11 protein-coding genes, 2 pseudogenes and 3 riboswitches are annotated in these 14,149 nt (G+C 34.0%); of the genes and pseudogenes, 9 read left to right on the top strand and 4 right to left on the bottom strand.

Annotation, left to right across the window (positions count from 1 at the left end; all coding sequences use genetic code 11):
• Window positions 1–52 precede the first annotated feature (52 nt).
• Window positions 53–544: pseudogene (locus ACODS7_RS28145) on the bottom strand (alpha/beta fold hydrolase); the annotation flags it as partial.
• Window positions 545–559: 15 nt separating this feature from the next.
• On the bottom strand, window positions 560–2,590 hold the full coding sequence (locus ACODS7_RS28140) for a catalase (RefSeq protein WP_098629340.1): 2,031 nt from the start codon (window positions 2,588–2,590) through the stop codon (window positions 560–562).
• 182 nt (window positions 2,591–2,772) lie between these two features.
• Between ACODS7_RS28140 and ACODS7_RS28135 the strand changes: the two genes are divergently transcribed.
• The 7 genes from ACODS7_RS28135 (at window position 2,773) to ACODS7_RS28105 (ending at window position 11,676) form a co-directional block, all read left to right on the top strand.
• Entirely contained in the window at window positions 2,773–4,026 is a 1,254-nt protein-coding gene (locus ACODS7_RS28135) for an ATP-binding protein (RefSeq protein ID WP_029443469.1), read from the top strand.
• Entirely contained in the window at window positions 4,023–5,243 is a 1,221-nt protein-coding gene (locus tag ACODS7_RS28130) for an ATP-binding protein (protein ID WP_016079977.1), read from the top strand. The genes ACODS7_RS28135 and ACODS7_RS28130 overlap by 4 nt, the downstream gene beginning before the upstream one ends.
• A gap of 246 nt (window positions 5,244–5,489) precedes the next feature.
• Window positions 5,490–5,578: riboswitch (cyclic di-GMP riboswitch) on the top strand.
• Window positions 5,579–5,649: 71 nt separating this feature from the next.
• Window positions 5,650–5,738: riboswitch (cyclic di-GMP riboswitch) on the top strand.
• A 71-nt stretch (window positions 5,739–5,809) separates the two neighbouring features.
• Window positions 5,810–5,898, top strand: a riboswitch (cyclic di-GMP riboswitch).
• A gap of 152 nt (window positions 5,899–6,050) precedes the next feature.
• Complete coding sequence (locus ACODS7_RS28125; RefSeq protein ID WP_243169228.1) at window positions 6,051–8,636, top strand: WxL domain-containing protein; 2,586 nt, start codon at window positions 6,051–6,053, stop codon at window positions 8,634–8,636.
• Window positions 8,637–8,675: 39 nt separating this feature from the next.
• Window positions 8,676–8,993, top strand: coding sequence for an EF2685/EF0750 family sortase-dependent surface protein (locus tag ACODS7_RS28120; protein ID WP_029443467.1), 318 nt, complete (start codon window positions 8,676–8,678; stop codon window positions 8,991–8,993).
• 36 nt (window positions 8,994–9,029) lie between these two features.
• Window positions 9,030–9,758 carry a WxL domain-containing protein gene (locus tag ACODS7_RS28115; protein WP_029443466.1) on the top strand — a complete coding sequence of 243 codons (729 nt, stop codon included), beginning with the start codon at window positions 9,030–9,032 and terminating at the stop codon, window positions 9,756–9,758.
• 66 nt (window positions 9,759–9,824) lie between these two features.
• A complete protein-coding gene (locus ACODS7_RS28110; protein WP_000761506.1) occupies window positions 9,825–10,550 on the top strand; it encodes a WxL domain-containing protein in 726 nt (241 codons plus the stop codon).
• Window positions 10,551–10,659: 109 nt separating this feature from the next.
• Complete coding sequence (locus ACODS7_RS28105) at window positions 10,660–11,676, top strand: WxLIP family cell surface protein (RefSeq protein WP_488828125.1); 1,017 nt, start codon at window positions 10,660–10,662, stop codon at window positions 11,674–11,676.
• A gap of 139 nt (window positions 11,677–11,815) precedes the next feature.
• Here ACODS7_RS28105 and ACODS7_RS28100 read toward each other — a convergent pair whose 3' ends face one another.
• Complete coding sequence (locus ACODS7_RS28100; protein ID WP_180229701.1) at window positions 11,816–11,965, bottom strand: hypothetical protein; 150 nt, start codon at window positions 11,963–11,965, stop codon at window positions 11,816–11,818.
• A gap of 93 nt (window positions 11,966–12,058) precedes the next feature.
• Complete coding sequence (locus ACODS7_RS28095) at window positions 12,059–12,979, bottom strand: Nif3-like dinuclear metal center hexameric protein (RefSeq protein ID WP_029443464.1); 921 nt, start codon at window positions 12,977–12,979, stop codon at window positions 12,059–12,061.
• Window positions 12,980–13,353: 374 nt separating this feature from the next.
• On the opposite strand from ACODS7_RS28095, the gene ACODS7_RS28090 reads away from it, so the two are divergent.
• Both ACODS7_RS28090 and ACODS7_RS28085 read left to right on the top strand, forming a co-directional pair.
• Window positions 13,354–13,677, top strand: a complete 324-nt coding sequence (locus tag ACODS7_RS28090; RefSeq protein WP_000289570.1) for an iron-sulfur cluster biosynthesis family protein — start codon at window positions 13,354–13,356, stop codon at window positions 13,675–13,677.
• A 219-nt stretch (window positions 13,678–13,896) separates the two neighbouring features.
• Window positions 13,897–14,097 (top strand): annotated as a pseudogene (locus tag ACODS7_RS28085) (EamA family transporter); the annotation flags it as partial.
• Window positions 14,098–14,149: the final 52 nt, after the last annotated feature.

Genomic DNA, 14,149 nt, shown 5'->3' with positions numbered 1-14,149 from the left:
AAATGTACATGATTATTCAAGTGTTAATGTGTACATTTAAACTAGCATTTATAGATAAAGATACATCATTTAAAAATTTTGGTAAATTAGCATACATTTGATTAATAAGAGCATCTGCTTGTTCTTTCGGTACACCGTAAGGGGACTCTTGATTTTTAACGAAAGAGGGGGAGACAGCGTCAATTAATGCGAGCTTAGAAATACGGTGCCCATTATAGCGAGACATATAGCGAATAGAAAGAGCACCACCAACTGAGAAACCGACTAGCGTAGCGTTCTCTACTTGGAGTGCTTCTAGAACAATTGCGATATCATCGGCTAATCGATCATACGTGTAACCAGTCCATGGTTTATCAGATTGCCCATTCCCTCGTATATCCATGGCGATACAGCGAAAGCCGTGCTCGGGTAAAACATTGAGTTGATATTGATACATTTGATGATTTAAAGGCCATCCGTGAACGAAGAAAACAGTCTTACTACCTGGACCAGGATTAACGTCTTGCACAAAAATATGCACATCTTTCTCGACAGTAATAAACATAAATGTCCCCCTATTTTATGAATATGCTCGATCCCAAAAGCGTTGTTTTGTCATAGCTTTAATAAATTCATTTGCTAGTCGTATAGGGTCTTGTTCTATTAAAACACCAGGCTTTCCTTCGATATTTAAAGATTGAATAATAGACGAGCCGTTTTGGAAGGAGCCAATTGGCTTAAAGTGATTATATGATTCTACGACAAATGAACTTGCTTTGTTAAGAAAATGATCATCCATCTTTCCGCTGATAAGAAGTAATCCATCATAAAGGAGTGGTGAGCCTGTTAAGAAAGTATCATTTACTTCCCACTGTCCATTTGGCGTTCCCTGCACTATGCCTAATCGTTCGGAAACGATCACTGGTTGAAGACCTACTTGTTTGAACTGATTTATTATATATTGTGCGCTTGGCCCATCATATCCATTTGCAACAATGACACCTACTCGTAATGTATTAGGACTAAAGGTCGTATTTGCCATACTGAGTGCTGGAGATGATTTTGTAACGTTGGATTCTTGCACATTTGGGATTTTTGCCCCGATAGCTTCTGCAACTAAAGTAGCCAATTCTGTACTAATATGTCCAATCATATCCACGACTTGTTGGCGGACAGATTTACTTTTGACTTTTCCTAATTCAAAGGAGAAAGCCTGCATAATGTGGATTTTTTCGACGTGACTCATACTATTCCAAAATAAACGAGCTTGAGAGAAGTGGTCTTTGAAGCTAGCAGCAGTTTCCCTTGTTTTATGACCAGATACAGTAGAAGGATATGTAACGAATCCCCCCTTTGTCCCAGGTACAGTATAAGGAGAATTATTTGCTAAGGAATTGTTATGGTAGGCAACTTTTCCTTTGTCGATTATATATTTAGACGCACCATCTCTTTGGTTGTTATGAAATGGGCATATCGGGCGGTTAATCGGTAGTTCTTGATAATTTGTACCAACGCGTGCTAATTGTGTGTCTGTATAAGAAAAGAGTCTACCTTGTAAGAGAGGGTCATTGGTAAAGTCAATACCACGGACGATACTTCCAGGGTGTAGTGCCACTTGTTCAGTTTCAGCGAATACATTATCTACATTGCGATTTAAGGTCATTTTCCCAATGATTTTAACGGGAAAATCTTCTTCAGGCCAAATTTTCGTTGCATCTAATATATCGAAGTCGTATTTAAATTCGTCCTCTTCTTCTAAAATTTGAATGCCAAGTTCGTACTCAGGGTAGTTTCCAGCATTAATATTTTCCCACAAATCACGGCGATGGTAATCTGGATCAGCACCGCCTAGTTTTTGTGCTTCATCCCAAATTAACGAATGAACGCCGAGCTTTGGTTTCCAATGGAATTTCACGAATTGTGACTTTCCATTTTTATTAACTAGACGAAATGTATGAACTCCAAATCCTTGCATCATTCGAAAGCTTCTTGGAATTGTACGATCGGACATAATCCACATCATCATTGCAGCTGATTCTTGATTGTTGGCGATGAAGTCCCAAAAAGTATCATGTGCTGTTTGGCCCTGTGGAATTTCATTATGTGGCTCTGGTTTAAGGGCGTGAATTAGATCAGGAAATTTAATGCCATCTTGAATAAAGAAAATGGGAATATTATTTCCTACTAAATCAAAATTTCCTTCTTCTGTATAAAATTTAACGGCGAATCCTCTTACATCTCGATTCGTTTCATTTGCTCCTTTTGATCCAGCTACTTCAGAGAAACGAATAAAAAGCGGTGTTTTTTTTGAAGGGTCTTGTAGAAAGTGGGCCATTGTTAGCTCTTCTAAAGATTCATATAACTCAAAAATGCCATGTGCTCCGTATCCTCGTGCGTGAACGACTCGTTCTGGAATTCGTTCACGGTCAAAGTGAGAAAGTTTTTCTCGCATAAGGAAATCTTCTAGAAGGGTAGGGCCACGATCACTGGCAGTTAAAGAGTTTTCATCATTTGAAATTTTAACACCTGTATTTGTTGTCATTTCCTTTCCTTCATTTTCACGCGTGAAAGATTGGAGTTGTTCTGTCTTTTTATTTTTTTTGCCGTCCATAAAAAACACCTCCCATAATATACGTATTATTGTTTATGTTTTTTATGCTTGTATATAGCATGAAGATATTGCATAGTTGGGATGATTTTCCTCAAATGTTCGATTTATCTTTGTTTGTCTATGAAAATCATTTATTATAATAAATGGTATTCTTCGAGATATTATTTTGAAGGGGTGTTGAAGTGAAAGAAAGTTTTCTATCATATAAAGAAGAAGAAAGGAATGCAAAAATCCTTTTATGGGTGTTATATGTCATTGTTATTGTATATCAAATTTTCTATGCAATCGTATTAGACGATAAATCAATAATGGATAAGGGGTACAACATAGTATGGCAAGTTATGTGCGGAGTAGCAATACTGTGCGTGAATATATATTTAATGAAAAAAGAGAAGGCCAACCTTGTTAAATATGCATGGATATTTGCATACATAGGGATAGAAATCGCTAATATATTTTCGTATGTTTTTTATAATAAGGCGGCGTTTGATGCAACAAATATAATAGAAATTATTCTCATTTTTTTTGTACCCATATTTTTAAATAAAAAATTTTATGTGATTTTACTTTCTTCTATTGTAGGAAAATATTTGATTTATTTATTTGTATTAGAGGAAGTAAAAGCATTTATGTACCTTATTATGTATACACTTATGTTAATAGCGGCATATATCATTTTAAACCGATTTTTACAATATCTTTCAGCTGTAAAGGAAAGTATTGCGATTGCTAGTGAATCGCAAAAATTAGCGGTAATTGGGAAAATGGCAGCGACGGTTGGACATGAAATTAAAAATCCACTCGCTTCATTAAAAGGATTTACACAATTACAACGAGAGAAGCATGAAGAGGATCCTATTTATAAACGTATGATTTTTGAAATAGAAAATATGAATAATATGATAAGTGAGTTGATGGAAGTTGCTACATGCAAACCTTCTATTTATAAGAAACATGATGTGGGGAAAATTGTATTACAAGTAATAACAAGTCTTCGCGAAAAAATGAATGAATTAAACGTACAGTTTATTTCTAATGTGGAAGAAAAAACAATAGAAATTGAATGTGATGAACGAAGAATAAGAGGAGTCTTTTTATATACGATAAAAAATGCTTTAGAGGCAATGGAACAAGGTGGCATATTACATGTAAGATTAGAAAATAAAGGGAAAGAGTATGTAATGATCAGCGTGATTGATAATGGTCATGGTATTAAGCAAGAAAACTTAATTCGTGTTACAGAGGCCTTTTATACAACGAAACAAGATAAAATTGGTCTGGGACTTACGGTAGCGAATCGAATTGTCACCGAGCACCTTGGTGAGCTGCATATTTCAAGTGAAAGAGATACTGGAACGAGAATAGACATCATTCTCCCAAGGAAGTGTGGAAATACTGAAATCCAAGTGGAAGAAAAGCTAGGAGTTACCATATGAATAAAGGCTATATATTTAAAAATGAAGAAATAAAGGCGCTGAAAGCATTTTTAAGTTTATTTTTCATTATATTTTTTGTATATGATCTTGCCTATGAATTTATCGTACCATTAATCGGTGGAGAGCAAGAAGGCGTAGGAGAGTTTGAAGATGGCTTAGGCTTATGGCTTTACTTTTTGATGGTGGTATTGTTTTGTATTGGAATATACTTTATGAAATGGAAAAATGTTTTTGCGGTAAAGTATATTATTCTAATTGGCTATAATGTATTAGATTGTATCCATAACATTATGATTTATTATGGTAGCGATGCAGAATTTGACGGTGGAAATATAGTAGAAGGATTTTTTATTTTGTTCGCACCAATCTTTGTGAATAAAAGATATTTCTGGTTAGTTCCAGCGATACTTGTCGGAAAGTATGCTCTTACAGGAATCATTATTCAATCTTCTCTCGTTTTAATTCCAATGGCATTATATAGCGTATTTACTATCATATGTTGGATTATATTTTTGAGGGTTCAGTCTTACGTTCGTACGCTTGAGATGATGGATAAAGAAATAAAACAGACAGAAAAACTAGCAGCTGTTGGAAAGATGGCAACGGTTATTGGTTATAAGATTAGAAGACCTTTAGCAAACTTAAAAAAACTTGTGAATAAACAAGCAGACAAGCATCCAGAGGATAAAATTTATAGTGATATTATGAAACAAGAAGTAGATCGGATTCATATAATTGCTACAGAACTTAGTGGATTTGAGAAATCTAAATCACTAGAATCAGAAACTCATAACATACAAGAAATTATCTCTTATGTTATTCGAGTTATGGAAAAGCCTGCTTTAAAACAAGGAGTCTATATACAAGGTATTTACAGTAAAGACTTACCATCAATTACATGTGATGAAAAACGATTAAAACAGGTCTTTTTTAATTTAATTAAAAATGCAATTGAAGCAATGTCAGTTGGCGGAACAATTACGATTAAAGTTACTGTAAAAGATGGAATCATCATTCAAGTGAAAGATGAGGGATGCGGCATTCCGAAAGATAAAATTCCAAAGTTAAATGAAGCCTTTTATACAACGAAAGAAACAGGAACTGGTCTAGGTTTAGTAGTTACAGAAAAAATTATTAAAGACCACAACGGTAAAATGAGTTTTGAAAGTGAAGTTGGGGTTGGAACGACGGTTGAGGTTATGTTACCACTGCATTAAATAGAAAAAACATCACTTCCAAATAAGTGATGTTTTTCTATTTTATCTTGCTATTTGTGGATAGTAAAAATCTCATTTTATCGATAAAGAATGTATGATGTATTTCTAAGATCAAAATGTTTTTTTAAGTTTTTATTATGGATTTTTCAGTGAAAAATTTAGACTATAAAAATTAATTGTTTTTTTCTAAAAAAACTATTTTCTTTTTTGGGTTTTAATGGTATATTCAAAACACGATAAATAAATACCTATTTTTGGCACACTATTCGAAAGGATAGGTCGCAAAGCTAAGAGTCTAAAGTAATGAAAATTACTATGATAGTCTGGTTGCAGTTTGGATTTTCACACATAGTTGTATGTATGAAAATCGAAGAGGCAACCGGATTTTTTATTGTCTCAAAAAGAAAAAATAAATGGGCACACTATTCGAAAGGATAGGTCGCAAAGCTAAGAGTCTAAGGTAATGAAAATTACTATGATAGTCTGGTTGCAGTTTGGATTTTCACACATAGTTGTATGTATGAAAATCGAAGAGGCAACCGGATTTTTTATTGTCTCAAAAAGAAAAAATAAATGGGCACACTATTCGAAAGGATAGGTCGCAAAGCTAAGAGTCTAAGGTAATGAAAATTACTATGATAGTCTGGTTGCAGTTTGGATTTTCACACATGTTGTGATGTATGAAAATCGAAAAGGCAACCAGGCTTTTTATTTTCTAGGAATACACATTATGATTGTAAATTTAGCTGAATAATAAATTTAATGTTCAAAATATTCGGTTCATAAGAAGTGAGGGAGGGAAGTACATTGCAAAATCAAATAGGTAAATTTGGGCGTATACTTCTCGCTGGAGGAATATTATTTACGCAAGTTGGTGTGCTAGATTACTCTGCAACGAAAGTTTATGCGGTTACAAACGACGAGCAAGGACGTTTTATCGTTCATATGGATAAACAAGAAATAAAAGTTGATGAAAATGTAGTATTAAAGATTACAAATACAAATAAACAAGATGCTAATATCGAGCTGAAATTATCTAATGAACAGCTGTTCAATGAAGCAGAAACAAAAAAAATGAACGAAAACAATAAAGCGATTCAAAACATTTCAGTAACAGAAGATCACATTGTAAAAATTGAAAAGAATGAACAAAGTAATTTTATCGGTGACGTATATGTAGTCATTCAAATGAAAAAAGCTGGAGAGTACAAATTTGAACCGATAGTGAAGTTTGAAGGGAATGAAAAGAAAATTGAATCTCCTTCTCTACATGTTGTAGAGAAAAAAGAGGCTTTAAATGTAGCTATTTCTGATGAAAATCCAAAGGCTTCAGAGGAAGTTATGAAAAAAGAAATCAGTGAAAAAGTGAAAGTATCGGAAGAAAATAAAAAACAAGAAATAAATGCTACTAACGCTGAAGTTCCAAAAGAAACGAAGACTTTAGCGAAAGAAAAGGTTAATGAAGAACTCATACCAAAGGAAAATGAATTAAAAGAGAGCAATAGGATAAACGAAAGTAATCAGGAATTACCTGCTATTCAACCTGAGAAGGCATTAAAGAGCCAATCTCTACTAGCTGCTAGTCCTGTTACAAGTATTCTTAAATATCCAAATGTAAAAGTAATAAATAATAGAACAGGTGAAGGGCCTTCTATCTTGGGTAAATATGCTTTTAGATTTGTTTGGAGCCCACAAGTAACATATGAGGTAAAGGGTAGTAGCAATGATAGAAGTGGTCAAAGTCAATATACATTTAGAAATTCAAATAGAGAACAGTATGTATTAGTAAAAAAAGCTGGTGAATATCAAGGGAAATGGATAGATGTCCGTATTAATATTCACTCTATGACAGCTTCATCTGTAGATGTTAAAACACCAATAACTAAAGATGATGCAAAAAACTTTTTACAATTATATGGGAACGGAAGGTCAGGACAAACTTATAATGCTTCCTTTGAATTTTATGAACACGGAACAAGTAAAAAAGTACCATTAACAGCAATGTGGAATTTCAAAAGGATAAACAGTTATAAAAATGTTACGTTACGTAATGATGGTAGTCATTTAACGAATTTATACGTGTATGATACGAGTTCAATTAGGTATCAAGACAAAGGGAATAATAAAATAGAGTTTTCTGGAACAGCAGGCCCAGTAGCTACTCCAGAAGCAGATATGACAATTACATTTGATAATTTAACAGAATTACCGCTAGAAGTTAGGTTAAATGCTTCAGGTGTTAATGTATCATACGATCAATTAGCGATTGCACAAATTGAAATTCCAGCTCCAAGTGTAATAGGAGATATTGTGGAAGATAATTCCCGTCAACTTTCTTATAAGGTATATCAAAATATGCCTGCTCAATCGAAAGACATTCACTATGCGAAATCTTTTGTATTAGAAAGTGAAGTGAATAAGGATTTTACTGTGAATAATGTTTCCATTCAAGATGTGGAGAGTGGAGATGATGTAAGTAGCTTCTTTGATATTAGCAGGAAAAACAATAAAGTCACTGCGGTTGCGAAAGCAAATGCGCTAAAAACAGAAGAATTCAACGGGAAAATTTACGAGATGACAATTACAGGTTCTCCTGTAAAAGGTGCTGATGTAATGAAATATTACAAAAATGGTTATCTTGAAATACCGGTGTCAGCTAAAAATTATTTAGATGGTGATAAGAATGGGCAAGATAGTAATCGAGATGGAGTCGCAAAAATAAGCTATAAAGGTATTCCAACTGGGAAACCAGTCCCACAAAAAGTAGTGCAAGGAACAGATTTAACAAAAATGGATATTTCTAAATTTGTGACAGATTTATCTGTAGATACGCATTTGGATGTAGATAAACCAATATCAGTAGTGAAGTTAATCAATATTCCAGATACCAAAACAATAGGGAATCATACTGTAACGGTTGTAATTGAAACGAAGCAAGGTGTACAAGCGGAGATTCAAGTGCCGGTTACTGTCGTTGATGGGACTTTAAAGTTAGTAGACGTACCAAAAGAAATTACATTTGGAGATTTAACAATGCCATCGAAAACAACGACATACGCACCGAAGGCGATTTCAAATCCTTTAAAGGTAACTGATGATCGTGTTAAAAAGCAAAAATGGAGTGTATATGTAAAGGAAATCACACCATTAACTTCAGCGCAAAATGACACATTGACAGGAGCATTGATTTACAAACGAAATGGAAAGGATACACCTTTAAGTACTTCTAGTATAGAAGCATTCTCGTATACTTCTAAAAACGACGAGGAGGTTTCACTAAATTGGAAGGAAAACGAAGGAATTCATTTACAAGTAAAACCAGGGCCGAATGTCAAAGCAAATACTAAATATGCTGGACAGCTAGAATGGACATTAACCGATGCTCCTCTCTAAAAATATATGAAATATATAAATTTTAGAAAGGAGAGAGTAATGAAAAAAATAGTTGGTATTATCGTTTCCACAGTTATATGTGTGCCGTTTCTTATGGCAAATGTAGTAACGGCTACAAGTACGAATTCAAAAGCGGGTATTACATTTTCGAATAGCTATACACCAAATACATCAACTGATCCGGCAAAGATAAATACAAAAAAAGAGACAGTTGATAAAAATAAAAATGGAGATAAATATTTACCGAAAACAGGAGGCCAGACACGGGACTTCAAACAATATATAGGATTGTTTTCGATTGTTTTATCTCTATATGTATTCAAAAGAATTAGGGGAAAGCAAGTGTATTCAAAATAAAAAATAGATGAAAACAGAGAAAAGGGGAAGGTACATATGAAACTAGCAAAATTAGCATTAATCGGTGCAGTATTATTAACATCAGTTGCAGCAGTAGGAACTTCAGCATTTGCGGAAGAGAAAGCAAATATGAAATCAAAAACAGATGTAACGTTTATTGAAGATACAAGCACAACAGATCCAAACAATCCAGAAAATCCAAATGAAAAAGTTACACCAGAGAACCCTGGTGAACATGAAATAGGAACAAAAGGTCCATTAAGTATTAACTACGTTTCTAACTTACACTTCGGCGAGCAAGTTATCTCTGGTAATGATCAAACGTACTTTGCAAAATTGGATAAAGTGAAACAAGAGAGCAAAACAGTTGAAGTACCTAACTTCGTATCTGTAACAGATAACCGTGGTACAAATGCAGGATGGAAATTGAAAGTAAAGCAAAATGCACAATTTAAAAGTGGTAATAGTGAGTTAACAAATGCAGCTTTAAGCTTAAGTAACCCAGCTGTAAATTCTGTAACTGATGCACAATATGCACCTACAACATTTAAAAATAAAGTAACGCTAGCTCCAGGTGGAGATGCGGTGGAAATTACTACTGCCGCAAAGAATAAAGGTATGGGTGATTGGACGACTGCATTCGGTAAAGGAACAGAACAAGGTAAACAGAGTGTGAGCTTATTCGTACCAGGTACGACAGCGAAAGAAAAAGATGCGAAATATTCAGCTGAGTTAACTTGGACTTTAGAAGATACACCAAACTAAGCTTATATAAGATTTAAAATTAAGAATGACTGAATTTTAAAAATAATCATAAAGGGGTATAAAACTATGAAACTAGCAAAAATAGCATTAATTGGAGCGGTAACATTATCATCAGTATCAGTAGGGACGTCTGCATTTGCAGCTGAGAAAGATGGCGGGAAATTAGACTCAAAAGCATTTATTAAATTCGAGAAAAATACAGATAAAATTGATGTTGTTAATCCAGAGAATCCAGATGAAACTGTAGATCCAGTTGATCCAGATAAAAAAGGTACAGATGGTCCACTAAGTATTGATTATGTATCTAACTTCAACTTTAAAACACAAAAAGCATCAGGGAATAACGAAATCTACTTTGCAGAATTAGATAAAGTAAAGAAAAAAGTAGACGGTTCTGTAATTGACGTGCCGAACTACGTTCAAGTAACAGATAATCGTGGTACAAATGCTGGATGGCATTTAACAGTAAAACAAAATGGTCAATTCAAAACTGCAGATGATAAAGCGTTGGATGGCGCGGCATTGACATTAAAAAATTCAGCTTTGAAATCAAATGCAGGTAGCGACGCACCAACAGCAGAACAATCTATCACATTAAATCCAAGTGGTGCAGCATCTGATTTAATCGATGCAAAAGAAAACCAAGGTATGGGTACATGGGTAAATACGTTTGGTAAAGATGCAACAGAAGCGAAACAAAGCGTAGAGTTATCTGTACCAGGTAAAACGAAAAAAGAACAAACACAATACACAACTTCACTAACTTGGGAACTAACAGACGCTCCTATGTAAGTAAGAGGAATTTTAAGATAAAAGAGGAAAATGAGAAGAGATAAGGGAATGGCTTTAACCTTGTCTCTTTCTTGTCTATAAAATGGATATGAAGGGGATTACATAAGAGATGGTAAAAAAACTATTTACTAGCTTACTATTAATTACATTCTTCATGGTAAACGCTTTTTCAGTATATGCAGCTGAAATGAAATTCGCTGTGACAGCAGTTATACCAGAAAATCAAATTGATAAAAATCAAACGTATTTTGATTTGAAAATGCAACCTGGACAAAAGCAAACAATTCAAGTCCAAATGAAAAATGATACGAATAAAGAAGTTGTGGTAGAATCGTTTGCTAATGCAGCAATTACGAATAGTAATGGTATTACAGATTATAGTACAGTAGAACCAAAAACGGATTCTACTTTGAAATATCCGTTTTCTAAAATTGCTAAAATGCCAAAAGAAACGAAAGTACCGGCTAACAGCATAGTGACAGTTGATATAAACTTGGAAATGCCAAGTGAGTCGTTTGATGGTGTTATTTTAGGTGGTTTATACTTTAAAGAAAAAGAAGATGAGAATGCAAAGAAAAAAGATGAAGGTGTGCAAATTGAAAATAAATATGCATACGCAATTGGTGTTGTTTTAAAAGAGACAGATGCTGAAGTAAAACCAGACATGAAATTAAACGAAGTAAAGCCAACACAAGTTAACGGGCGTAACGTTGTTACTGCAAATTTACAAAACGTAAAGCCAGCAATGTTAAAAAATTTAAGGGTTGATGCAAAGGTATATAAAGAAAAAGGTACAGATGTTTTATTTGAAGCGAAAAAAGAAAATTTAAGAATGGCGCCAAACTCAAACTTTGATTACGCTATTAGCTGGGAAAACAAAGCGTTTGATCCAGGAACGTACCGAGTAGAAGTGAAAGCTACTGATGGCGATCAAAAGTGGGAATGGACGAAGAAATTTACAATTGAAGGAAAGACAGCCGATAAGTTAAATGATACAGCGGTAGAAGCGAAAAAAGACTACACGCTATATTACATTATCAGCGGAGTACTACTGGTAATTATATTATTAGTTCTTGTGTTCTTCTTAGGTAGACGCTCTAAAAAAGAAGACGATAAAGAAAAATAATATATTGATAGTGTAAAAAGAAAATAATGGATGTTTTACTATGAAAAATATATAATGGCTTTGTCTGTTATTTGTTGTAGTTCATTTATATTTCTATTTGTTGACCCGAATCTCGGGTCTTTTTTTATGGAATGAATTGCTATATATCAGTAATGAGAAAAACAGAATATAAAGCACTTGCAGCATGAATATAAAGAGGGGTTGTATACTCTCTCAAAAATAGGTTTCCAGCTGTAATACTATTAGCACCAGTAAATTCGGTGCTAACAGTAGGTTCGTTTTCTGGCACAACGAAAGCATTTACGTTGGTACATGTGCTTTCTCATTTATCTATTTTTCTGTGGTCGATTGTATTGTGTATATAAATTAAAAAATGATAGTGTTAGAGCCACCATTTCTCCTGCGGAAGCAAAATAACATCCACATCAAAATTCTCTTTAAACCAATCATACATCAATGTCTCTTTCACTAAATATTCAGAGGCAGAGTGTGACACCCCAATTAGAGACATATTCGTTTCTTTTACATAATCCATAATGAGAGAATATTTATGTCGGCCGTAATCATTGTCGATATGGCAATGGATTTCTCCTGTAATATATGCTTCAGCACCTTTTTCTTCTGCTTCCTTCATTAAAGATACAACATCGCCACATCCAGCGATAATTGCGATTTTTTTAATGGAATCATGTCGTTTACCTTCGAAGTCTGTGTAAGGAATCTGGAAGAGTTTTTTTAGATGTTTTTGGAGTGCTTCTGTCGATGTTTCATCTATTTCACAAATAAGGCCAACTGGTTCTTGTTCTGGACCTCCATATGCAAAGTTGTCCACTACAGTAGCATTTAATGCTTTTGCAATTGAAATACTCGTTCCATGAGTTTGATGAAAATCCATTGGTACGTGACATGTATATATAGAAAGTTGTTTTTCTTTTATTCCTTGCAAATATTTTTCAGGAATTGGTATGAAACCGCGGCCTGATCTTCCAATTGGATCACCGCACTCCATTACAAGGGGATGGTGCATAAAGAGTAAATCACCGGGTGTGGATTGTGAAATGAATGTTTCAAGAACGTCATCTGTAGGGAATACAGCTAAAAATACTTTGTTTACATTTTCAGATCCGTGCATCATAAGGCCGTTAAATAAATCTACAAAATTTGCTTCGAAAAATTGTTGCCAAGGAAATTTGATAGGATCATATACGGCTGGGATAAATCGACTAAAGGCGCTATCTTTTCCGTATTTTTCAATTTGAAATAAGTGATCGAGTGATTGCTCTATTTTTTTTAAGGCTGGCATGTTTGATAATCCTCCTTAAGATGATTCTTGCTTTATGAGTTGTTTGTATTCTTCGTAGTAAAATAAGAAGCGGATAGGAAACAAATAAAACCTAGAATCCAGTCAATAGAAGGAGAATAGGGAAGTACATGCTGTAATAGCATTCCGCTAGAAATGAAGAAACTACTAAATAGACCTAATAACATAGGATATCGTTGTAGTTTGAACACGGATAGTAAACATCCTTTCTCCTGCATGAACTACTCATAAAAGCTCGATTGCTGAAACTTTATCACATACATTGTATATTAGTCTTAATTTTCTGTATATAATTTTTGAGAAAAATGGTGATACAATATATGAATGATAAGAGAAGAGAGGATGAAGATTAACATATGTACGTTACTGTAACAGAAGCAGCATATAAAAAGATTATGGATACGATTCCGAGTGAAGCGAAATATATAAAGTTATTTTACGATAATGAGGGTTGCGGTTGTGTTATGAGCGGAATCATCGATTTAGTAGCTGTAGCAGAAAAAGATGAGCGCGATGTGGATATTGAATCAAGCACAATGAATTTTATCGCTGATCGTACAAAGCTTGTATTTATGGATGATAAGTTAACGGTTGATTGGCATGAAGGTGGAGGAACTTTTCAGTTGAAGAGCCCAAGCCAGTTTTATAATCCAAATATGAAGTTACACGTTCGAGTATAGTAAAGGAAATGTGAGTCCAAAATGTATTTTGGACTCACATTTTTTTATTTTATAAGTCGCTATTATTGTCGATTTTTGTTGATTAGTCGATATATTTGGGAAATCGCCGATATAATTTCATTTACCAAAAAGTTTCATATAATAAAAAGATTTTTTCACATAATGAAATGTACATATGATTGAATTTTCTGTATAATCTTCTTTGCGGAGGGGATACGCATGAGAAGATGGGGAATTGAGTTATTAATTTTAAGTGTTGTTATTATTTGGGGGATTAACTATACGATTGCGAAGTATGGACTTTTAGAATTTACAGCAATTGAGTTTACTGCACTTCGTATGATGGCGGCGGCACCGCTTCTGTTACTCCTTACCTTTTTTATTGAAAAGTCGGTTTATATGGAGCGAAAGGATATACCTATATAAGTTCCGTTTAATGTTTTAACATCGATAAAAGTGTCTATACTGCTTA

The sequence above is a fragment of the Bacillus sp. FG16 genome (assembly GCF_057809515.1).
This window is presented reverse-complemented; position numbering and strand designations above follow the sequence as displayed.